Source organism: Arcicella sp. GW822-FHT02H01 (assembly GCF_058802005.1).
In genome coordinates this window covers 304,745-324,229 of record NZ_JBXANT010000001.1, presented here as the reverse complement: position 1 = coordinate 324,229, position 19,485 = coordinate 304,745, and the positions used below count along the sequence as shown (strand labels likewise).

The 19,485-nt window shown below is 37.9% G+C and carries 28 protein-coding genes; all 28 read left to right on the top strand.

Annotation, left to right across the window (positions count from 1 at the left end; translation table 11 throughout):
• The first annotated feature begins 95 nt into the window (after positions 1 to 95).
• The 28 genes from AC1RNE_RS01395 to AC1RNE_RS01260 all read left to right on the top strand — a co-directional run bounded on the left by AC1RNE_RS01395 (position 96) and on the right by AC1RNE_RS01260 (position 19,321).
• Complete coding sequence (locus tag AC1RNE_RS01395) at positions 96 to 608, top strand: hypothetical protein (protein ID WP_492799273.1); 513 nt, start codon at positions 96 to 98, stop codon at positions 606 to 608.
• Between the two features lie 12 nt (positions 609 to 620).
• Positions 621 to 2,489, top strand: coding sequence for a phage head spike fiber domain-containing protein (locus AC1RNE_RS01390; protein ID WP_492799272.1), 1,869 nt, complete (start codon positions 621 to 623; stop codon positions 2,487 to 2,489).
• Between the two features lie 20 nt (positions 2,490 to 2,509).
• Positions 2,510 to 2,926, top strand: a complete 417-nt coding sequence (locus AC1RNE_RS01385) for a hypothetical protein (protein WP_492799271.1) — start codon at positions 2,510 to 2,512, stop codon at positions 2,924 to 2,926.
• Entirely contained in the window at positions 2,916 to 3,308 is a 393-nt protein-coding gene (locus AC1RNE_RS01380; RefSeq protein ID WP_492803590.1) for a DUF1353 domain-containing protein, read from the top strand. The genes AC1RNE_RS01385 and AC1RNE_RS01380 overlap by 11 nt, the downstream gene beginning before the upstream one ends.
• A 26-nt stretch (positions 3,309 to 3,334) precedes the next feature.
• A complete protein-coding gene (locus AC1RNE_RS01375) occupies positions 3,335 to 4,207 on the top strand; it encodes a S49 family peptidase (protein ID WP_492799270.1) in 873 nt (290 codons plus the stop codon).
• 27 nt (positions 4,208 to 4,234) lie between these two features.
• Complete coding sequence (locus tag AC1RNE_RS01370) at positions 4,235 to 4,759, top strand: hypothetical protein (protein WP_492799269.1); 525 nt, start codon at positions 4,235 to 4,237, stop codon at positions 4,757 to 4,759.
• 88 nt (positions 4,760 to 4,847) lie between these two features.
• Positions 4,848 to 5,858, top strand: coding sequence for a hypothetical protein (locus AC1RNE_RS01365; protein WP_492799268.1), 1,011 nt, complete (start codon positions 4,848 to 4,850; stop codon positions 5,856 to 5,858).
• 114 nt (positions 5,859 to 5,972) lie between these two features.
• Positions 5,973 to 6,671 (top strand): hypothetical protein, encoded by a 699-nt coding sequence (locus AC1RNE_RS01360; protein ID WP_492799267.1) that lies wholly within the window; start codon positions 5,973 to 5,975, stop codon positions 6,669 to 6,671.
• A 15-nt stretch (positions 6,672 to 6,686) separates the two neighbouring features.
• Positions 6,687 to 6,851, top strand: coding sequence for a hypothetical protein (locus tag AC1RNE_RS01355; RefSeq protein WP_492799266.1), 165 nt, complete (start codon positions 6,687 to 6,689; stop codon positions 6,849 to 6,851).
• Positions 6,852 to 6,888: 37 nt separating this feature from the next.
• Positions 6,889 to 7,230, top strand: coding sequence for a hypothetical protein (locus tag AC1RNE_RS01350; RefSeq protein WP_492799265.1), 342 nt, complete (start codon positions 6,889 to 6,891; stop codon positions 7,228 to 7,230).
• Positions 7,231 to 7,323: 93 nt separating this feature from the next.
• Positions 7,324 to 7,638, top strand: coding sequence for a hypothetical protein (locus AC1RNE_RS01345; protein ID WP_492799264.1), 315 nt, complete (start codon positions 7,324 to 7,326; stop codon positions 7,636 to 7,638).
• Positions 7,635 to 8,282 carry a hypothetical protein gene (locus AC1RNE_RS01340; protein ID WP_492799263.1) on the top strand — a complete coding sequence of 216 codons (648 nt, stop codon included), beginning with the start codon at positions 7,635 to 7,637 and terminating at the stop codon, positions 8,280 to 8,282. Before AC1RNE_RS01345 ends, AC1RNE_RS01340 begins: the two co-directional genes overlap by 4 nt.
• Before the next feature lie 13 nt (positions 8,283 to 8,295).
• On the top strand, positions 8,296 to 9,090 hold the full coding sequence (locus AC1RNE_RS01335; RefSeq protein WP_492799262.1) for a hypothetical protein: 795 nt from the start codon (positions 8,296 to 8,298) through the stop codon (positions 9,088 to 9,090).
• 13 nt (positions 9,091 to 9,103) lie between these two features.
• Positions 9,104 to 9,724, top strand: coding sequence for a ParB N-terminal domain-containing protein (locus AC1RNE_RS01330; RefSeq protein ID WP_492799261.1), 621 nt, complete (start codon positions 9,104 to 9,106; stop codon positions 9,722 to 9,724).
• Positions 9,715 to 10,446, top strand: coding sequence for a GREB1-related protein (locus AC1RNE_RS01325; RefSeq protein ID WP_492799260.1), 732 nt, complete (start codon positions 9,715 to 9,717; stop codon positions 10,444 to 10,446). Before AC1RNE_RS01330 ends, AC1RNE_RS01325 begins: the two co-directional genes overlap by 10 nt.
• 11 nt (positions 10,447 to 10,457) lie before the next feature.
• Positions 10,458 to 11,120: a hypothetical protein gene (locus AC1RNE_RS01320; protein WP_492799259.1), complete on the top strand. Its 663-nt coding sequence runs from the start codon at positions 10,458 to 10,460 to the stop codon at positions 11,118 to 11,120.
• 6 nt (positions 11,121 to 11,126) lie between these two features.
• A complete protein-coding gene (locus AC1RNE_RS01315) occupies positions 11,127 to 11,789 on the top strand; it encodes a hypothetical protein (RefSeq protein WP_492799258.1) in 663 nt (220 codons plus the stop codon).
• Positions 11,790 to 11,924: 135 nt separating this feature from the next.
• A complete protein-coding gene (locus AC1RNE_RS01310) occupies positions 11,925 to 12,620 on the top strand; it encodes a hypothetical protein (RefSeq protein ID WP_492799257.1) in 696 nt (231 codons plus the stop codon).
• A gap of 44 nt (positions 12,621 to 12,664) precedes the next feature.
• On the top strand, positions 12,665 to 13,456 hold the full coding sequence (locus AC1RNE_RS01305) for an N-6 DNA methylase (protein ID WP_492799256.1): 792 nt from the start codon (positions 12,665 to 12,667) through the stop codon (positions 13,454 to 13,456).
• Between the two features lie 109 nt (positions 13,457 to 13,565).
• Positions 13,566 to 13,748, top strand: a complete 183-nt coding sequence (locus tag AC1RNE_RS01300; RefSeq protein ID WP_492799255.1) for a hypothetical protein — start codon at positions 13,566 to 13,568, stop codon at positions 13,746 to 13,748.
• Complete coding sequence (locus AC1RNE_RS01295) at positions 13,745 to 13,912, top strand: hypothetical protein (RefSeq protein ID WP_492799254.1); 168 nt, start codon at positions 13,745 to 13,747, stop codon at positions 13,910 to 13,912. Before AC1RNE_RS01300 ends, AC1RNE_RS01295 begins: the two co-directional genes overlap by 4 nt.
• A gap of 57 nt (positions 13,913 to 13,969) precedes the next feature.
• A complete protein-coding gene (locus AC1RNE_RS01290; RefSeq protein ID WP_492799253.1) occupies positions 13,970 to 14,164 on the top strand; it encodes a SymE family type I addiction module toxin in 195 nt (64 codons plus the stop codon).
• Positions 14,161 to 14,736, top strand: a complete 576-nt coding sequence (locus AC1RNE_RS01285; RefSeq protein ID WP_492799252.1) for an AAA family ATPase — start codon at positions 14,161 to 14,163, stop codon at positions 14,734 to 14,736. Before AC1RNE_RS01290 ends, AC1RNE_RS01285 begins: the two co-directional genes overlap by 4 nt.
• 279 nt (positions 14,737 to 15,015) lie before the next feature.
• The gene (locus AC1RNE_RS01280) at positions 15,016 to 15,213 is read left to right on the top strand and encodes a type II toxin-antitoxin system HicA family toxin (RefSeq protein ID WP_492799251.1); all 198 of its coding nucleotides are present in this window, start codon (positions 15,016 to 15,018) and stop codon (positions 15,211 to 15,213) included.
• A gap of 250 nt (positions 15,214 to 15,463) precedes the next feature.
• Positions 15,464 to 15,907 (top strand): hypothetical protein, encoded by a 444-nt coding sequence (locus AC1RNE_RS01275; RefSeq protein WP_492799250.1) that lies wholly within the window; start codon positions 15,464 to 15,466, stop codon positions 15,905 to 15,907.
• A gap of 139 nt (positions 15,908 to 16,046) precedes the next feature.
• Positions 16,047 to 17,192, top strand: a complete 1,146-nt coding sequence (locus tag AC1RNE_RS01270; RefSeq protein WP_492799249.1) for a DUF4238 domain-containing protein — start codon at positions 16,047 to 16,049, stop codon at positions 17,190 to 17,192.
• Positions 17,193 to 17,277: 85 nt separating this feature from the next.
• Complete coding sequence (locus AC1RNE_RS01265) at positions 17,278 to 17,808, top strand: hypothetical protein (RefSeq protein ID WP_323247382.1); 531 nt, start codon at positions 17,278 to 17,280, stop codon at positions 17,806 to 17,808.
• Positions 17,795 to 19,321: a terminase large subunit domain-containing protein gene (locus AC1RNE_RS01260; protein ID WP_492799248.1), complete on the top strand. Its 1,527-nt coding sequence runs from the start codon at positions 17,795 to 17,797 to the stop codon at positions 19,319 to 19,321. Before AC1RNE_RS01265 ends, AC1RNE_RS01260 begins: the two co-directional genes overlap by 14 nt.
• Positions 19,322 to 19,485: the final 164 nt, after the last annotated feature.

The following is a 19,485-nucleotide window of genomic DNA, read 5'->3' as shown; positions in this document are numbered from 1 at the left end:
AAGCCCTTATACAATGAGTATGAGGGCTTTTTACGTAATAATACCATTATTTTTCTATCCTACCAAAAAGCAGAAAACCATCTTAGATTTGGCGAATGAATACTGTAGTTGGCACCGAATCGATAGAAGGTAAAAGCAATGCGTCTGGGCTTAGGAAGTTCAGGCTTATTTGTGTTTCGGATGTGAAGGAAATTAACCCAAAGCTTTCGAGCTGGAGTGTGCCGACTGGAGGAATCGTTCTGCTGAATCCGAAGGTGGTGGATATGAAGTTTGAAGGAGTTGGATTTTATAATGAGGAGCTGGTACCATCTGAGCAGGGCGATGCCTGGCAAACGGTGGTAGAATTTAATGTACCGAAAGATTTTGCTAATCGTACACTTTCGGTGAACAGTATGAGAGGTAAAACTTTTATTGGGCTATCAACCGACCGTAACGGTGTAACCAAGGTACTGGGTACGGTCAGACAACCTTTGAGACTTTTGGCGTGTAGCTTGAATATCGGGACCAGTACGGTGAATTTTAAGTTTGGGAGGTTATCCAAAGAGCCGTCGTTCTATGCCGAATCGGTGAATGTGTTTTTGCTTAATTCAGTTTTAGTCACCTTATAATTTTATATACAAATGGCAGTGGTAATTCGGGTAGACCCCGCATACAATGGAAAAATAGCCGTACAGAGCAATAATGCACTGAATGGCACAGTTTTGAGCAATGCTTTGTCTCAAGAAACTTTGCTTTCAATTTATACTAACCAACCTGAGCTTAGAGGTTTTTTAACCACTGAATATAGCACTGCTGGTGGTTCGTATTATCCAGCTACGATAGACCCAGCGTTGCTTCATGCGTATGAGTCAGCAGAGATAACGCATAATGCTGCACGAACGGACTATCCTGCCAATACACTCGGTAAGGTAGTCAATGACAACAAAGCGAGCTTTGATGCTTTGGCAGGTGGGTTTGGACGACCTGCTCTTAGACCTATTTTGAATTTAGACTTTGCCAATGGTAGATTTTTAGACCCTGCCTTTTCTTTCACAAGAAACAGTGTTGGGACTTACATTGACCGAAATGGCTTTGTAAAAACGGTGCAGGCTAATAAGCCACGCTTTACGTTTGACCCACTAACGGGCGAAAGCTTGGGGTTGTTGTTGGAGGAAAGCAGAACAAATTTGCTAAGATATTCCACAGACTTTTCAAATGCTGCTTGGGCAAAATCATCGTTGGCAATTAGTGCAAATGATACCATTGCTCCCAATGGAACGTTAGCTGAAGCTAGTCTTTTAACGGATAATGCTGTTGCTAGTGAATCTACGATGACGCAAGCCGTTACTATTACTGATGCTACTACACACACCTTTTCGGTTTGGGCGAAAGCTGGTACGATAGGCACAACTTTTAAATTGCAAGTTACTTCTACTGGAGGTGGTGTAACGGTAACTTACAACTTAAACTTAGGGACAAGGTTAGCAGGGACTACATTTGGTGCAGGCTTTACGTTTGTAAGCTCTGCCATGACACTGCATGCTAATGGCTGGTATAGATGTGAGCTTTCGTTTACTTCTAGTGCCTCTTTTGCTTTAAATGCACTGATTATACCTGTTACTGGTGCGCATACAGCTAGTGCTTCGCAGAATATCTATATCTATGGTCCACAATTGGCCAAGGGAGCTGATGCGACTTCGTATATTCCTACAGCTGCTATAAGTGTAACCAGGGAACAAGATATGATTGTGATAGCTGGGACACAGTTCACTCAAATTTTTGGAGCGATTAACAAAGGGACAATTTTTGTGAGTGCCGCCAAAGGAAAAATAGCTACGGGTAATGGGAAATATGCGATGTTGCAAGGAACTGCTACAGCTGGAGGAACCAACAGGGTTGGTTTAATTATCAATACTAATGGCAGTACCGAGGGCTTTATTACTTCAGATGGTGTTACGCAGAACTCTGTTAATATTGTGCCTGCTACAAATGCTGTTTTAATGGCTTATGGATTTGCTACTAATGATGCAAAATTATATGTGAATGGTGTGGCTTCTGCGGATGATAATGCGGTGGTAATACCTGCACTGAACGAACTAAGAATTGGGTCGGATACTTCGCCCAATGCGCCAGTGAAACAGATTTGTATTTGGGGTGAACGCCTAAGCAATACCGAGCTTCAGTATTTATCGACGCCAGCTACCAAATTGGGCAAAGATGCTAATCAGGCACCTTCAAACGGTGATTTGGGTCGTGGGGCTTATGTTTCGCCAGAAGCGATACTTAGAAGTTTGGGTAAATCTACTTTTGCGGTGGATGGCACGGGGGCTAGTATCACCAGAAATGTTCGTTTCCCGTTTGATTTTACGTTTGAAGTATTGGACAGCTCGGGGGTAACAGCCATTACCACTACGCCTGCGAGCACCTGTACGGCTAATACCGACAACCCATTAACGTTTACGGCACCCGTTGGTAAGACGATATCGTATGCCATTACACCTGTATTTTAAGCTTACAAAATAGAAACATTATGAAAAGTGCCTCAATTAATATCGCTGTTCCTTATAAGGTAACGGTAATACCAACCACGATGCGTTACACGCTTTTGCGTGATTTGTTTGTCGTTGATGGGACGAATGTTTGCGAAATCTCTTATGAGATTTTGGCGGAGAAGTATATCAAAATGGTGCCTAGCTTGGATGCTGAGGGTAATCCTATTTTGAAGTATAATAAACCTGTGCTAGTTGAGGAAATTACTGATTTTGTAACGCCAGTGCTGTTTGATACTGGTTCAAAAATCATTCCGTTTGAGTTGTACTTGTTGATTGAAAGCTACAGAGCCAACAAAACTCCTGAAGGATTAACGGCCATTAATGATGCCTTACAGGGCTTTGCCTTTGAAGGTAGTTTGATAGATTTCAAGCTTAGTGTTACGAATGTACAGTAACATTATTGTGAAATACCGTGAGGCTCCCACTGACAAGAGTGACTGGTGGGAGCTTTACGAACCATTTGAGGAAACGCTTTGCGACGGTACGACAATCAAGATAAGCGCTGGCTATGTGACCGATTTCGCAAGTGTTCCTTGGATATTATGGAACTTTTTCCCGCCGATAGGCAAGTATAATCGTGCGGCGTTGGTCCATGATTATTTGTATGATTTGCGGTTTAGGGAAAAGGAATTAGGCGAAAAACAGGCTAGGTATTTTGCGGACCAACAGTTTTTGTATTTCGCCAATAAGGTAGACCCCAAGGGCTTTATAAGACACTATATCATGTACCAAATCGTGAGGTGGTTTGGTCGTAGTGCTTGGAGAGCCAGCAAATAAATTAAGCGTTTTACACCTATTAATATATGCTACATCTATTGGGTCAAGGGCCGCTCGCCATCGAAGAGCGCCATTTTTATGATTTTTATAATCGTTATTTGGCTGGGAATCAATTGGATTCCCGTCAAATAACCAAAACGCCTGTTGAAATGATTGCCTCGGCGACGATAAACAATTATACTCAAAGAGAATTGAGATGGTTGGGAATTGAAACTGTTGAAGGCAAAGACGGACTTGTGGCGGTGCTAACCACTCGTGGAGCTACTCAGCGCTATGGGGATTACTACAATGATGGAACAGAATGGCTTACCCAACAAATTGCCTTATGTAACGGTAATCCGTTAGTGAATGCGATGCTGTGGCGTGTAGATTCGCCCGGAGGACAGCTCAACGGTTCGCAAAATATGGCAGCATCTGTAAGAGATTCTGTTAAGCCTATTGTAGGGTTTGGTACTAATATGGTAGGCTCAGCAGCTTTCTGGGCGTTCTCTCAATGTTTAGAATGTTATCTGGAGAACGAAATAACGGCAGCGGGTTCGATTGGAACGATGAGCGTATATGTAGATAAGTCGGAAGCTTTGGCGAAAGCGGGAGAGAAATATTTGATTCTCAGAAGTGCTGGTGCCGAGGATAAAAATGCCTTGAATGGTTTTGAATCGTTTAGTGGAGAGTATCAACAAAAAGCGATCATTCAAGAGCAAAAAGTTTTAGACGCTTCACGCAAAATATTCCTTCAGGAAGTTCAGCAGAAACGAGTTGCCCTCACAACTGACCCAGGTGGTAGTATTTTCTATGGCAAAGACGCAGTTAAGATTGGTTTGGCAGATGGCATTATGGGTTTTCAGAATGCACTTAAACGTGCGGATGTACTTGGATTACAGTACAAACGCAATAATTAATTTTACATCTTTTTAATTTTTTCTACTATGGAAATTAAGTTTCAGAAGGTTCGTGAGCTCATCGCTGGCCTAGTAGGTTCGCCAACCCTGACAGAAAAAATGGCGTCTGATATTGATTCGGCGATTAAGGCAGATGAAGCAACTGCTTCACAATTGCTTGCTAGTGCAGGTACTGGAACGACAACGGCTCCAGCTGGAACCGCTCCAGTAGCTGGTACTACTCCACCAGCAGGAACGCCACCAGCGACAGGAGCTGTGGCGACTACTGAAGAACCTGTAACCCTTGAAAAATTAATGGGTATTGTGACGGCTATGGACCAAAAAATGAATGGTTTTCAGGCGGAAAATACAAGGCTCACTCAGGAGAATCAGGAATTGAAAGAGTTCAAGGCTTCGCAAAGCGCTACCAATATGGCGGTGAATACTGAAAACAATGGTGCGGCTGGTGCGCCTGCTCGTGTTAGTAAGACCGCTGAAAAGGATGCCAAGGCCTTGGAAGAATTGAACCGCTTGGCAGCACTGTATCCTTCTTTGATGGGGGATTTGGTTTAAATGCTATAGGCTGTAGGCTTTTTTTGCTTACTGCCTATAGCTTATCGCTTACAGCTATTTTCTCACCTTTTTATTAAATAATACTACGATGGCATCATCAATTAAAATTTCAGACCTAGCGGTCGAGCTTCAGCGTAACATGGGTGACTACACCAAAATTTTTGGGCTGAAAATGAGTAATGGTTTCGATGAAAAACGAAACGGGGATTTCTCGGTAATTCCAACCAAGGACAAAGTACCATTGATTAGAGATACTACGAGTGCCATCTTGCAACCTGGGCGTACAGGCTCTACCAACTTTACAAACGATGCTGTGAGTTTACAGGCACGTGTTGGAGAAATTAAGCCGTTTAAAGCGGATTTAAAATTATCTGAAGTAGAGCTGTATGCGTGGAGTAAATCGTATTTAGCCAACAAAAAACCAACCGACCCAAGCGATATTTATTCATTTGAAGCGATGGCTTACTATATGGGTAGAATCTTTGCTCAAGCAGGTAAGGATATGACTCAGGCGGTGTTCAAAGGGGTTTATAATGCGGCTGGTGGTGTTGGTGGTGTAAACCTTTTTGATGGTTTGGGCATCAAATTAACGAAAGGTGTATTGACAGTGGGTAATGGTGGTGTGGGTGATATTCCTACTACTAACATGGCGACTTCTGTAGCGACTATTACGCAGGCTAATATCTTATCGGAAATCCAGAAACTAGTTGATATCATCGTGGCTTCGGATACATTGGTGGAGTATGTTGAAGATGAAGCGACATTGTATTTACCCTTTAAGCACTATGCCTTTATGGTGAATGCTGTAGCGGCATTGCCTATTACGGCTGGTAACCAAGTGGTTTTCAAAGAAGGTAATGTGTGGAAATTGGCTTTGTTGCCTAATACGACGATTAAATGGCGTTCATTTTTGGGAGGTACTGAAAAGCAATTCTGGACACCTTCGGGTAATTTGTTCTATCTGGCGCCAGAGGGTACGGCTGAGGATATTGCTAGTATCAGTATTGAAAAGCAAGACCGTGCTATCAAGATTTTCTTGGATGGTGAAGCGGGTGCGGACTATGCGGATGGTCGTTTGATTGTAATGAATTCTAAGTAAGCTGTGAGCTTTGAGCTATGAGCTGTCAGCTTTAGGTCATCGGATTTCGGCTTTTTGATAGCTGATTGCCGATGACCGAAAGCCCAAATAACACCTTAATAATTTAAAAAATCAATGAAAAATTTAGTTGTCTCATTTATTTTCTTGCTTGCTGGCTTGGTGCTGGGGGCGAGTGTTTTGGAAACTGGGAATGTTTTCCAAGGCTTATTGGCAGTTGGAGCGGTATGCTCGGGCCTTGGTCAGGTTACTGGTTCGGTACTACCTGCGGAAATGTTTTTTTGCGTTTCGTTAACTACGGTACCTAAATCGCCATGTAATAAGGTAAACCCTGGTGGTAATAAAAAGTGGCTGGTATGTGCTACGGAAGATTTTTCAAGAGCATGGCCAGAGGAAACCGATATTGACGCCACTACGGGAACCATTATTACACCTGTACCCTTGAAGGCTGGTAAAGCTTTTGCCAAAATTGAGTTTACCGATAATACTGCCAAGGCTGATTATGCCAAGGAAGGGGAATCGGGTCATGAGTCATATAAGCACATGGCAGAAGCAAAAATCAGTGGTTATAGTAGTGCGCAATGGCTGGCTTTTAGGAAATTCTTAAACATGCGCTTTGTGTTGATTGTGAAGCATGGTGATAAAAACATGGTGGTTTATTCACATAGCGAAGATGGTTTTTCTTTGAAGGAATCGCATTCGACGGGCTTAAAAGGGTCTGATAAGCGTGAATTTACATTAAAGATGGACCAAGATGGTTTGGCGATGGCTCCGCCGATTTTGGCAGCTGCTGTTAATGTTCCAGTTTTAATTTAATCCCTATCTAAAATCATGGCGTTAAGCAAATATAAGTTGGTCAATATGCCTGAGAATGGTATTAGACTGGAAAGCCAACAGGGTACTGTTATCCTGGATAAAAATCTGACAGATGAAGAGGCAAAAGCTTTGCTGGAGTCTGGGAACGAGATTTTTAAACAATATATAGAAGAGGTTTAAGGAACCTCTTTTATTCACCTATTAAACGTTTTTGAAGATGAAATTACCTGATTTGAAAAAGGCTATTAATATCACTGAGAATGCTAAAAAGGCAGTGGCTGCGATATATGGGGAGGTGTATGCTAATAATTTGTTTGCTCATGTCTTTAATCAGCTTAATCATTCTATTGCTCATGTAGAAGCTAATAAGCAGTATGAGGGTATGAGCGAAGAGGATATTGCTCTATTAAAAGAAGCTGAAAGAGCGGAAGAAATTGAAGCGCTACAGCTGGAAATGAAAGAGCGATTGGAGCTGGCTTATAAGGTTCCTGAGCCTCCAGAGAAGGAAGAACCTGTTGAGGATACGGCGGATGATGTTCGGCCAGAGCCAAAGATTTAACCTATAAAAAACCTAATGGGAAGCCCTGTTAGGTTTTTTTGTTTAAAGGGCTTTGTCTATATTTGCCATGCAAACAGTAGTAAATACATTACCATGACAGTCGGCAAGCAAGGTCTTGCCGATTGGCTTGCCGTTGTAAGTACGGTGACTGTTGTGGTAACACTATCTGTTTGCAGAGACCAATCGGCTTTTATGATACCTGCTCCAGAACATTTTGATAGTTTGATAGACCACCTAGAAAATGCTGGTGTTGAGGTATCTACCCTTAGAGAAGCCATTATTTCGTACCTTGAGGAAAATGATTTTAACATTTCTGGACTGATTGGATACGACCCTACTATTGACCATCAAGTATATTATTACCGAAACGTTCTACAAGAGTTCCTTAAAGCAATCACAGAAGAATGAATTTAGAAGGCCGCATCATGCAAGCCCAAATGGTATTGAACTTGAAAAAACAGCTTTTCAAGGCCAAACGTTGTACATTAGAAGAGCTGGAGCTGGCTGAAGATGCGTTGACTGCATTGGAGCAAGAAAGCCAAGGTTTTGAAGAAAAGGTGGTACAGCCTACAAGCGAAACTACCATTATCAATGCCAACAATTATGATGAATATCAAGCGGAATTGAGCCGACAGGCTAAGAAGTTATCTGATGAGCAGGCAAATGTTAGTAATCAAATTGTAGCAGCGTATTTGGCTAAAGCCACTAACGCTGGTGGATTGATGCAACAGGCGATTGCCCTGCGGAATCAGGTGGAAAGGATTTGGGATAAAAAGAAGTACTTGGAACGGAACGGCTCTTTGCCTGTTGAGACCAGCTCGGCAGAGGAAAGCGAGCAGGTTGAGAGCGAAGAAAGCAGATTGAAGCGGATGAGTTTACAGCAGGAACGTAAGCTGATAAAAGACCAAATTGGTAAGTTGGATAAAAAGATAGCTGACCCAACTAAGCACGTGCGGTTTCATAAGGCTGAGGAAAAAGTGAATGAGTGGCGGAAACAGTTGATGATATACCAGGAACAGCTTAGTGAGATTAATTTGAAATTGCAAACTTAAAATAACTTAATATATGACTTTATATAACGCAATATCAATTATAATAATTGGAATTACTTCTGTTAGTGCATTCTATTTCAAAAGAATAACCACCTATTTATTAGCACTTACTTTTTTTATTGTGATTGTTGCCATTTTTTTACTCAACGAAAAATTTGAATTTCAAAAAACTTTTGACTCTAATAAATTTGGAATAATTGTATCTATTTTTGGTACAATCATTAACTGCTTAACACTGTATTTTATATATCTGCAAAGTAAAGAATTGATAGCTAGTAGAGAAGAAACAATTATTGCAAGAATTTCTCAACGAAGACCAGAATTATTTCCTCAAAATTTAATTTTAAATACAGACGATGAAGATGTTCATCTAGGCTTCTTAAGAGGAAATAATTTAACTGTTCCTTTTTTTACACCTAATTCTAATATCACTATTGGTAATGCTGGATTAGGGCCAGCTATTAATTTGACTATTGATTGGATTTTTGATAGAAATGAAGTGATAAATTTTATACAGCAGACTTATGATGCTAGTAATCAAGTAATTGAAGAACCAGTGAATATTTTGTTTATTTCTCAAGAAAATTCGATTCAAAATAGAATTCCTTATTTATTTCTTATGCTGTATGGTAAAAAGTTGAATAGGACTATGCTTGATGTTGCTATGAATGTTGAAGAAAGAATAAAACCAAGCCTTCAGTTAAGATTAACATATTTTGGTACTTTTGGTGAACAATATACTAAATCATTCAATGTTAATTTTAATGCTATTGAGGGTGATGTTACTATAACTTTTACACAAGTATAATTTATATAATCAAATGACTACACCAATAAAATTAGAATGGCACGTTGAGCGTATCGCTTGGCGTGACATGATTCCTTTTGAGCATAATCCTAGAAAGATGAATGCACAGACGAAGAAAAAACTTCGTGAGTCCTATCAAAAATTTGGCGATGTGGAAATACCAGTACTGGATTTCGACAATATGATTATCGCTGGCCATCAACGTCAATCTGTTAAAATGGCAAGTGGCTGTGGCGATGAGCTGGCCGACGTCCGAAAACCCAATCGTAAACTTACTGAGCAGGAGTACAAAGAGTACAATATCATTTCCAATGCCTTGAAAGGTGATTTTGTTGGAGAATTGTTGGCTGAACACTTTGCTAGTGTAGTGGAGCTGGACGAATATGGTTTGAATCTGGATGAATTGGACAAAGCTCATAGTAAAGAAGCTTTGGTAAAGGATGAACCAGAATTGCCGATTGTACAGAAAATGTCTGAGAAGTACACCACCATTGTAATAGTGTGTACGAATGAGATTGACGAAAACCATTTGGCTGAAAAGCTAGGGATTGATACGATGAAATGCTATAAAAGTAGCAAGGTTGGCTCAACGCATGTATTGAACGCTAAAAACGTGATAGAAAGATGGACTTAAAAATTGTAATTCCTTCGCATAAGCGGTTTGATAGGGTACTTACCACCAGTGCTGTGGCGGGTGCTATTTTGTGTGTAGAGGAATCTCAAGCAAAATTGTATCGTGCTTGTAATCCTGATATCGAAATAGTGACCCATCCTGATAGTATCAAAGGGTTGGCTTTGAAACGTGACTGGATTATAAAGCATTTTGGGGATGTGTTTATGTTGGATGATGATATCAGCGCTATGAAACGAGTGTATACCGAAAAGGGCGAAGAAACTACTGTGGATGCGGAAACGGCTTCGGAAATTATCAGGGTGACAGCTCAGGCTTGTAAGGATTCAGGGTTGTTTTTGTTCGGTTTCTCTTCGGCTCCTAACCCTATTGCCTTTAACTCCCTTAATCCTATCCAACTCTCGGGGTACTTCACTGGTTGTGCGCATGGGGTACTGAAAGGTTCAAAGCTTTGGTATAATCCTGAGATTATTTGTAACGAAGATTATTGGATTTCGTGTTTGAACGCCCATCACCACCGAGGGGGTTGGAAAGATACACGCTTTTACTTTGCCCAGAAAGATACGTTTGTGAACCGTGGGGGTTTGGCTGAGTTTAGAAATATTGAAGCTGAACAAAAAGATTTTGAGTATTTACAGCAAGTTTTTGGGAAAGAAATTATTACCTTGAGAAAAAATCAAGGTAAAGCTCATGAGTTTCAGAAAAGCTTGAGATTGCCGTTTTAAAAGAAAACATTATGATTCGATTTGAATTTAAATTAATAGGTGGTGAGAATAGACTATTTCGAGGATTATCAGATACTTGCCCTTTCTGTTTTCAAAAAATAACTCCCAATATTTTGACTGCCATTAAAACTATTAACGAAAATGAAATTGACGTCTTTTTGTGGTGTCCAAATACAAAATGTAAAAAAACATTTATTGCGAATTACATTAAAAATTCAAATGATGGTTATTATTATTTTGAGGGGTTGTCATTTCTTCAAAATTTAAATAGAAAGAGTTTTAATGATATCATAATTGTATGTTCTCCTTCATTTGAATCTATTTACAATCAGGCATATCAAGCTGAGCAAATGGGGTTAATTGATATTTGTGGTATTGGTTATAGAAAAGCTCTTGAGTTTTTAATTAAAGATTATTTAATTTCTAAAAATCCAGAACAGGAAGAACAAATTAAAAAGGCTCTTTTAGGTAATTGTATTAAAAATTGGATTGATAATCAAAGGTTAAAAAAAGTTGCAGAAAGAGCTGTCTGGCTAGGAAACGATGAAACACATTATATCAAGAAATGGGAAAGCAAGACTATTCATGACTTAAAAACCCTAATAGATATCACAGTTAGTTATTTAGAAGCTGAATTACTTGCAGATAAATACGAAGCCGAAATGCCTAATTAAATAAATATGAACCTTTCTAATAAAGTAGCTCTTTGGTCATTTAATATTTTATTTTACAGTTTATTGTTTTTCTCAGTTTTAGGAATCATTACAATTCATATCACTCTTTTTAAAGATTATTCCTTTTGCCTTAATCCTAAAGGATTAAATAATTATCTAGAGGTATATAAAAATCTTTCAACTTTATTCATAACCACCATTACAGTAATAATTGCAAAATTCACCTTAATGCAATGGCATGCTTCTATTGAGGCTACAAAAGATAAAATGAAAGAAGATAGATATAAAGAATGGTGCTATGTACTTGAAAGAGTCGTAAAGCATTTAGAAATTGCTGGGACAGATGTTGACTTGGTTGAAAATTTCTTAAACCTAAGGAGAAGATTATTTGATTTATTATATGATAAAAATATGATTATTAAAGATGTTGGGGAGTTGTATATAGCGCTAAACATTTTTGAAAATTGTGTAATTGTATTTGAAGAGGGGAACTCAGAATATATAAAACAAAAAGGTGTGTATTACAAAAGTGATTTTGCTTATTCTGCCAAATCATTTGAACTTTTATTTCTGTGCTGTACTGATTTGAGTTATAGTAAAATTATTCCTGATTTAAATGTATGGTATATAAATCATTTGAATAAAAATCGAACAATTAAAAATATCTAATAATCGTTATTTTTCATTGCCAAAATAACTGCCTAATCCTGCCATATCAGCAGGATTTTTTTTTCTGTTATCCGTTCTGTTGGGAGAAATTTACAGTATCAAAAAACAAATAATCAACTGTAAATCAACGCAATAATGAACATCCAGACGACGGAAGTAAAGGAACAATCGAAGGTTCGTAAGAACATGGAACGCTATATCCAACTAACGGGTAAGAGCGAAGCGGACTACAATGCGTGGGCTACTCAGGTAGGCCGACAAATGCACATCAATACTCTTGATAAATTGATTTGTGCGAAAATGAATATCTACAGTATTTCTCATCTTAGTTACCTCAGCACTGAAATTAATGAATATATGACGCCTGATTTGGTGGATGTGTATTTGTTTGAAAATTCTATCAATCCGCTGGAAATTGGCAAAATGTGGAAAGATGCCAAATTGGATGCTATGGCATGGATGGATAAAAACAGCGTTATTGACGAATTTTTGATACCATTTCCCAAGGCTGACTTTGAACGTTGGGGAGATAAAAATGTATTGGGCGATGTGTCAAAAAGTTGGTTTTCAAAATCGGGCTTGAACCTTGACACACAAGTACAGGAAATGAATACTGTTACTGGGTTGGGTATTGAAATTGAAGATGTAATCGAGTTTGTTAAAACCTATCGCCGAAATACTTATGTTTCGCCTCCAGCTCAGAAAGTGAAGGCTTTGGAAGAACGCTGGCGAGCATTGACCAGCTTTACGGTGAAAGAATATTATATCGATCACATGATAAAAGCCAACAGTTATCAACCGACAATCGAAACCAACGACGTACCATTTTAACCCACTAGAGCCACTCGACCGAGTGGCTTTTTTATTTACTGATTATGAATTTAACACAAGAAGTACCGAAGGAACTAAAAAAGTTTGCGGCGGTAATGGATAAACTCGCCTATCGGAATGGTAGCTATAGCGATGTTTTTAGCGATAACCTAGATTATATGCTAGCCTGTTTCCTGACGACTGGAGATAAGGAACGAGCAGAACAATTGCAGAAAAAGTATAAGGGCGAGTATGCCTTGTTTGACGAACTGCTGAAAGAATACATCCTGTGTATGAATGATGTTTTGGGAGGGAATAAAAGTTGGTATGATGGTCTGGGGACAATCTACGAAACGATTTCTAGCCATTGGAAGTCGTCGGCCTTGGGGCAATTCTTTACACCTAGTGCCTTGGTAGATGCCATGACTTTTATGACTCTTGGCGAGGACGACCAGGGTTTTGGCAAAAGGGTATTAGACAACTGTTGTGGCTCAGGAAGAATGTTGATATCGGCTCATGCCCATGCACCGGGCAATTATCAATTTGGCTCGGATATCGACCCGATTTGTACCAAGATGACGGCTATTAATATGATGCTCCACGGATGTGTGGGGGAAGTGAGCTGTATGGACTCGCTGGCTTATACTTGGAAGTTTGGCTATCGAATTAATACACATTTAAACAGAGTGGGTGTACCAACGATAGAACATATCGAAAAATTTGAGGATAGTTACTTCTATGTAAAAGACAATGAATGCAAGGTAGTTGAGCCACCGAAGCCCAAAGAAAGAGGGAAATTCGAGCCTGCCAAAATGGAACCTACCATCCTGCAAAATGGGCAAATGAGCCTGTTTTAGCCTTGCCAAATTTACTGCGGCTGCCTGTCATATCAGCAGGTTTTGCGTTTCTGAAACTTGATAATCTGGGAGAAATTTACAGTATCAAATCAATAACAACAATACAATAATGGACACAAAATTAGGCCTAAAAAAGAAGCTCCGTATGCGCGGAGTAATGATGATGGCATGGAAGCTATTCAAATCAGGTATCGTGAGTTTTTCGCTCAGTTTGAAAATTAGTTGGCAAGTTAGCCTAGGCAAGATTACACAATCAGTGGTTTCCAAACAATTAAAATCTGTAAGACGATGATAAAAAGACGAGACTTTGAAAAAATGACGCAGGCTGAACAAAAAGTGTTTTTGGAGCTTGTAGGGAACTACCAAGTAAAAGTAACCAAGCGTAAATCTGAGCAAAAGCGAGTGAGCGATATGCCATTGTTTGCACCGCCAGCTCCGAAAGAATTATTTGACTAAAAGAAAAAGCCCAAGTAACGACCTTGGGCTTTAATTACTGTAAAATGAATTACAATAATGAACGGGACAAAAATAACTGAAAAAATTAGAAAAATAAAAGTTTCTCGCAGATATGTTAGAAGCATTTGGAAAGAAACTAGAGTGCCTAAAATCGTGATTGCGGGGCAATACCTACGGGAAGCAGGGTTTAATGTAGGGCATGATGTAAGTGTAAATATAGAACAGGGAGTAATAACCATCAAAATGATATGAGTCAGCATAAAATAATTACGAATAAAGGCTATGAAGGTAGCGAGGTGATATCGGCTTTACAGAAGTGTATCCGTAGGGGTATGGAGAAAGAAGCGTTGTTTTGGGCCGTAGAGCTGTTTGATAGTGGCTATGGTGAATGGTGCTTTAAGCGCTTGCGTATAATGAGTAGCGAAGATGTGGGATTGGCAGAGGAAAATATCTCTTCAGAGATTTGGGCTTTGTATGAAATGTACCGAGAACAGGCTAAAAAGAAGGATGATAAGAATGAGCCACAGCGGCTTTTCCTAACTCATGCTGTTATCAAGCTTTGTCGTGCTAAGAAAAGTAGGCTCGTGGATTGGGCGTTGATTTGGGCTTGGCTATCTCATCCCTTTAGGCGTCCGCCAGTGCCTGATGTTGCCTTGGATAAACATACTGAAAGAGGTAGAAGGTTGGGTAGAGGGTTTGGGCATTTCTTTGAGGAAGGTACGGTGTTGAATCCGCATGAAAAGCAGCTTGATGAGGATGAGTATCGGGAGCTGGCTAAGGGGGCTATTGAGAATAAGGATGGTGGGTTTAATTTGTTTGAGTAGAAGGTTTTATCTTATCATGTTTAAGGTCTGTTACACTTTTGTAGCAGGCCTTTTTATATAGTAAAAAATGACAAGCATAGTGAATACAGTAAAAGCTACAATCAGAAATTTATTTTTTTTAGAATTCTTGGAACTTTATTGAAAAATATAAAGTTTCTTTTACATACAGAGCAAAAATATAGCAAATTTGCTATATTTGTATTAACAATGTACTTAATAACTAATCTTAAAACTCAAAAAAAATGGCAATGGAAAAAAAATTAAAACCAAATCTGAAAAATGCAGTACGATTCAAAAACTCTGATTAATTTACTTGAATCCAATTATTGGGTAATTGAGAGACAAAATGGTAGTCATGTTGTTTTAAAACATAAAGACTATCCTAATATTATTTCAGTGCCTAATCATGGGAAACAAATAAAGAAAGGGACATTTCTTGCTTTATTAAAGGCAGGACGAGTAAAGAAGATTAATTAGATTGTACTCTTTAGTACAGATAGTTAGTAAACTATTTAATTATTTAAAAGGATGCTTGTGTTGATTAATAATAGAAGTATATCATTATTTATCTAATGGTATATTTCTATTCTTAATACATATAAGATAGTTCATTAAAACTTTCTTATTTTTAATATTGACATTTTACTTTTTCCCTTTCAATGAGATTTTGATAAGATAAAAATACATGATAACAAAAAAATGATAACAAAAAATGAAAATTTAACAAATGGCTTTCAAAAATTTAAGACACGCAACATCTTTAAATATAGTCTTTGAAAAAGGCGATAATGAGATTTGGGGCCGCATTGAACACGAAGATTTTTTATTGACTACAGTAGGAAATAGTCACGAAGAAATTGTAAAAAAATTACAAGAACAGGTATATGATTTTTTAAGACATGAAGGTTCTGAAAAACAAAACTGGCGAAATATAAATATTGATGATATTTCATTTGAGTTTCAATATGACTTAACAGAGTTTTTTGAAGAATTTAAAATGTTAAAAATAGGTAGCATAGCGAAACTTGCTGGTATTAACCCCTCTTTAATGAGACAGTATACCTCCGGTGTTACCTTTCCTTCTGAAAAACAAGTCATTAAAATTCAAAATGCAATTACTAAGCTTTCACAAATGCTTGCAGCAGTACAATTAAATGTTACTGAAAATTAATACACTTAGAAAGTGTAGCCTAATTAATCAAATCATTCATAAAAAAGTCTATTACTAAACTGTAATAGACTTTTTTATTGGCTTTATTGAGATTCTATTTTATTAAAATTAAATGTAAGACAATCAAAACTTTAAATACATGAGTCAACCAAAACGCCAACATTTTATTCCAAAAAGTTATTTAAAAAGCTTTTCGGAAGAAGAAAATAATAAATATTTCATTTATGCTTTAGATACGAACAACAGAAATGAAAATTTGATAAAAAAAATGAGTATTCAAGATATTTGTGTATCAAAGAATTTATATACTCTCCCAGAAATACATCAAGGGAATAAATATGCTCTTGAAATTTTCTATGCTGATAATATAGACAGTAAATTTCCTGAGATACTAAGTCTTTTAACGAATGATTCAATTTTAGAAATTGATATTGAAACTAAAATAAAAGTAGTGAATACTTTATTAAGCTTATATTTTAGAACTCCTAAATTTTTAAATCAGTATTATCAATATATTGATGATGTAATAAATGGTTTTGAGAGAGATGATTCAATTTCAACCATAGATATGAATTTCTTAGGTAAGAAAGTTTCTATTAATAGAGAAGAAGCAAATAAAATAGCTAAGGAGTTAAAAGAATATTCAAGAATTGCCTTTTTGCAAAGTCATCTTGATGCTTTCATGCAACTAGTACAGATTAGATTAAATGATAATATTCAAATTTGTAAGATTAATGATGAGTCGGAGTTTATAACAAGTGACAATCCTCTGATTATTAGACCTAATCCTGAAAAAGATATAGAAGCCAATGAGCCTATAACATACTTAAATAGACCAATTACTCCTCTTAGTAAAGATAATGTGATAATGATACCTATTGATAAGAAAACTCTTGTAAACTTGATACCTAATACTTTTCAATTGAAATATCCATCTAGAATTCAAAGGATTTCATTCTTTGAACAAAATGTTACTATAATTAACAGTAATATTGTAGATTTTTCAGAAAAATGGGTAATGGGTTCTAAAAATGGTATAGAAAACCACTTAGCTCTTTTTAAAAAGTATGATGAACCTTCTCAAGAAAACATTGAAGAATATGAAAAATTTGTAGAAATAACGCTTTTATACAAAAAAATAACAGAAGTACTTCAAATGCCAAGTCCTGACAAAAATCTATTGATAGATTTAATAAATAAATTAGAAAAAAATTCTACAGCAATGCGTGATTGTAATATTAAAAGGCAAATATCTGAAATTAGGAAAAAAATTGGATACAACTAACCCTTGCTTCTTACTAGAATAACTTTCATCCTACCAACTTTAAAAAGTCTGTCACAGTTTTGTGACAGACTTTTTTTATGCACCTATGAATGAATTAACGAATTTAGAGAACGACCTTGAGCCACGTTCTCCCGATAAACTGGATAAGTATAAGGATTACTTATTGGGTAGAGGAAAATTGACACCTAGTGAATTGAAAATGCTGGAGAAGTATAGAAAGGCATTTTCTTGGCGTTGTAAAGGATTTTCACCGCAGCATGTCAAACAGATGATGATGCAGGATGAGGGTAGTCAGTATGCACAGGCGGCTAGAATACTTCAGGAAGCTACGGAGCTGTATGGTCGTGTTGAGGAAATTGATGCGGAAGGTACTAAACGGATTCTAATCGAGAATTTGTATTTGGCGATGAGTATTGCCATCCGTGAGAAAGATGCTAATGCGGTGATTTCGACAGTAAAAGAAATTGGTAAGCTGTCTAACGTTTACAACGACCAACCGCAATTATCTCCAGCTGATTTGATGCCGAAACGAACCATTGTGTTTAATCGGGTGACGGTCAATAACAATTACTCAAGCACAGATGAGGGAAAGGAGGACGAATATGAAATCGTCTAACGTTGCTGAAATTTCCCTTAATCCACTCCAAGCGGATTTTTTGGAGGCCTTTATGAATAATTTGGCGGACGTGCCAGACCCAAAAGATACCCATGGTTGGGGCTTTTCGGGTGGTTGGCGTGCGACTGGTCAGTGCGGTCGTGGGTTTGGGAAATCTCATTTGCTTTGTCATGTTATTGCCCTTTCGGCTAGTGAATTGCCAAGGGCTAGAGCTGGGTTAGTGGGTTTGACTTTACGTCAAGTTTCTGATGTAATTCTTTCGCAATCTGCTGAAGTGTTTAAACAGTGGGGTTATGAAGAATATGACGCTAAAACAGGAATAGGCTGTTATGTTGTGAATCAACGCCCTCCTACACATTGGAAAAAATCACATCATCCACTTAGAAAATATGATAACTGTATCTGTTTTGCCAATGGTTATACGGTAGAGTTTTTATCGGTTGGTCAGATTCAAGCCAAAAGAGGGACAAATTTGGATCAACTTTTTATTGATGAATCGGCGACCATTAAAGAAGAGCATTTTAACAAAATCTTGCGGCCGACAGTAAGAGCTAATAAATACGTTTATTCAGATACTAGACCAGGGCGTAAAGGTTTTAATCATCCGCTCCACTGGGCGATTATTGATTTTACGTCTGCTCCTTGGCTCCCTGAAGGACGTTGGATTTATAAGACTGAGGATTTAGCCAAACAGAAACCGCATAAGTATTACTATATGCAGGGTTCGGCTTTTGATAATGCGATGTTTTTGCCCGGGAATTATATTGAGGACCAGCGTGAGATATTGGACCCGCTGAGTTTTGAGGTCGAGATTATGAATAAGCGTAGAACGCGAAATCCGAACTCTTTTTATTCTGCCTTTGGTGATAAACACGTTTATTTAGACTATGATAAGCGTGATTATGACCCCAATAGAGGGCTTGAAATTAGCTTTGATTTTAATGCCAAGTTTACCAGTGTGTCTATATGGCAAGATTTCGGGGCTGAATTTAAGTGCATTGATACGATGTATGTCAAGGAAGCTGAAGACAGTCTTCTAGTAAATAAGCTTATCAATGACTTTATTATCAAGTATAATGAGCACCGTAATAAGAAGGTGTATATCTATGGTGATAATGGTGGCTCTAAAAAGGATGCTAATAGAAAGCCTTATTTTGAGGACATTAAAAAGGCCTTGCGTAAGGATAAATGGCTAGTATTTGATGAGGTACAATTGAGCTATCCACCATACAATATTAGATATAAGGTGGTTAATGAGATATTAAAAGGGGCTGTTACTAAAGTACCAACCATTGCAATCAATGGCTGGTCTGCTAAAGCAATGGTTATGTCTCTTCAAGATGCGCCAATCATTGGAGACAACTTCGAGAAGGACAAGAGCTCAGAGAACAAACCAATTCCACAGGAATATGCAACACACTTAAGCGATACATTCGATTATATTATTTATAGAAAGTATGCTCGTTACGTTTCGATTTCAAGTTCAAAATCCAAACCCTTCGTATTCAAGTAAACGCCCATCTGAAAACTGGTATACCCAGTTACAGTTTCATATATTCTTTTTTTCAAAAGTGGCGTACGCCAAAATGTTCAAGTGCGTGCGTTTCAATCGACTGAAGGAATAGAAATTTTGGGGGTATTTTTGATTTAAGGTTTTGGTAGTCAGCTAGTAAGGCG

Excerpts from the sequence above, each read along its gene's own strand:
- AC1RNE_RS01395 (WP_492799273.1), top strand. The coding sequence starts at position 96 with ATGAATACTGTAGTTGGCACCGAATCGATAGAAGGTAAAAGCAATGCG.
- AC1RNE_RS01390 (WP_492799272.1), top strand. The coding sequence starts at position 621 with ATGGCAGTGGTAATTCGGGTAGACCCCGCATACAATGGAAAAATAGCC.
- AC1RNE_RS01385 (WP_492799271.1), top strand. The coding sequence starts at position 2,510 with ATGAAAAGTGCCTCAATTAATATCGCTGTTCCTTATAAGGTAACGGTA.
- AC1RNE_RS01380 (WP_492803590.1), top strand. The coding sequence starts at position 2,916 with ATGTACAGTAACATTATTGTGAAATACCGTGAGGCTCCCACTGACAAG.
- AC1RNE_RS01375 (WP_492799270.1), top strand. The coding sequence starts at position 3,335 with ATGCTACATCTATTGGGTCAAGGGCCGCTCGCCATCGAAGAGCGCCAT.
- AC1RNE_RS01370 (WP_492799269.1), top strand. The coding sequence starts at position 4,235 with ATGGAAATTAAGTTTCAGAAGGTTCGTGAGCTCATCGCTGGCCTAGTA.
- AC1RNE_RS01365 (WP_492799268.1), top strand. The coding sequence starts at position 4,848 with ATGGCATCATCAATTAAAATTTCAGACCTAGCGGTCGAGCTTCAGCGT.
- AC1RNE_RS01360 (WP_492799267.1), top strand. The coding sequence starts at position 5,973 with ATGAAAAATTTAGTTGTCTCATTTATTTTCTTGCTTGCTGGCTTGGTG.
- AC1RNE_RS01355 (WP_492799266.1), top strand. The coding sequence starts at position 6,687 with ATGGCGTTAAGCAAATATAAGTTGGTCAATATGCCTGAGAATGGTATT.
- AC1RNE_RS01350 (WP_492799265.1), top strand. The coding sequence starts at position 6,889 with ATGAAATTACCTGATTTGAAAAAGGCTATTAATATCACTGAGAATGCT.
- AC1RNE_RS01345 (WP_492799264.1), top strand. The coding sequence starts at position 7,324 with ATGACAGTCGGCAAGCAAGGTCTTGCCGATTGGCTTGCCGTTGTAAGT.
- AC1RNE_RS01340 (WP_492799263.1), top strand. The coding sequence starts at position 7,635 with ATGAATTTAGAAGGCCGCATCATGCAAGCCCAAATGGTATTGAACTTG.
- AC1RNE_RS01335 (WP_492799262.1), top strand. The coding sequence starts at position 8,296 with ATGACTTTATATAACGCAATATCAATTATAATAATTGGAATTACTTCT.
- AC1RNE_RS01330 (WP_492799261.1), top strand. The coding sequence starts at position 9,104 with ATGACTACACCAATAAAATTAGAATGGCACGTTGAGCGTATCGCTTGG.
- AC1RNE_RS01325 (WP_492799260.1), top strand. The coding sequence starts at position 9,715 with ATGGACTTAAAAATTGTAATTCCTTCGCATAAGCGGTTTGATAGGGTA.
- AC1RNE_RS01320 (WP_492799259.1), top strand. The coding sequence starts at position 10,458 with ATGATTCGATTTGAATTTAAATTAATAGGTGGTGAGAATAGACTATTT.
- AC1RNE_RS01315 (WP_492799258.1), top strand. The coding sequence starts at position 11,127 with ATGAACCTTTCTAATAAAGTAGCTCTTTGGTCATTTAATATTTTATTT.
- AC1RNE_RS01310 (WP_492799257.1), top strand. The coding sequence starts at position 11,925 with ATGAACATCCAGACGACGGAAGTAAAGGAACAATCGAAGGTTCGTAAG.
- AC1RNE_RS01305 (WP_492799256.1), top strand. The coding sequence starts at position 12,665 with ATGAATTTAACACAAGAAGTACCGAAGGAACTAAAAAAGTTTGCGGCG.
- AC1RNE_RS01300 (WP_492799255.1), top strand. The coding sequence starts at position 13,566 with ATGGACACAAAATTAGGCCTAAAAAAGAAGCTCCGTATGCGCGGAGTA.
- AC1RNE_RS01295 (WP_492799254.1), top strand. The coding sequence starts at position 13,745 with ATGATAAAAAGACGAGACTTTGAAAAAATGACGCAGGCTGAACAAAAA.
- AC1RNE_RS01290 (WP_492799253.1), top strand. The coding sequence starts at position 13,970 with ATGAACGGGACAAAAATAACTGAAAAAATTAGAAAAATAAAAGTTTCT.
- AC1RNE_RS01285 (WP_492799252.1), top strand. The coding sequence starts at position 14,161 with ATGAGTCAGCATAAAATAATTACGAATAAAGGCTATGAAGGTAGCGAG.
- AC1RNE_RS01280 (WP_492799251.1), top strand. The coding sequence starts at position 15,016 with ATGCAGTACGATTCAAAAACTCTGATTAATTTACTTGAATCCAATTAT.
- AC1RNE_RS01275 (WP_492799250.1), top strand. The coding sequence starts at position 15,464 with ATGGCTTTCAAAAATTTAAGACACGCAACATCTTTAAATATAGTCTTT.
- AC1RNE_RS01270 (WP_492799249.1), top strand. The coding sequence starts at position 16,047 with ATGAGTCAACCAAAACGCCAACATTTTATTCCAAAAAGTTATTTAAAA.
- AC1RNE_RS01265 (WP_323247382.1), top strand. The coding sequence starts at position 17,278 with ATGAATGAATTAACGAATTTAGAGAACGACCTTGAGCCACGTTCTCCC.
- AC1RNE_RS01260 (WP_492799248.1), top strand. The coding sequence starts at position 17,795 with ATGAAATCGTCTAACGTTGCTGAAATTTCCCTTAATCCACTCCAAGCG.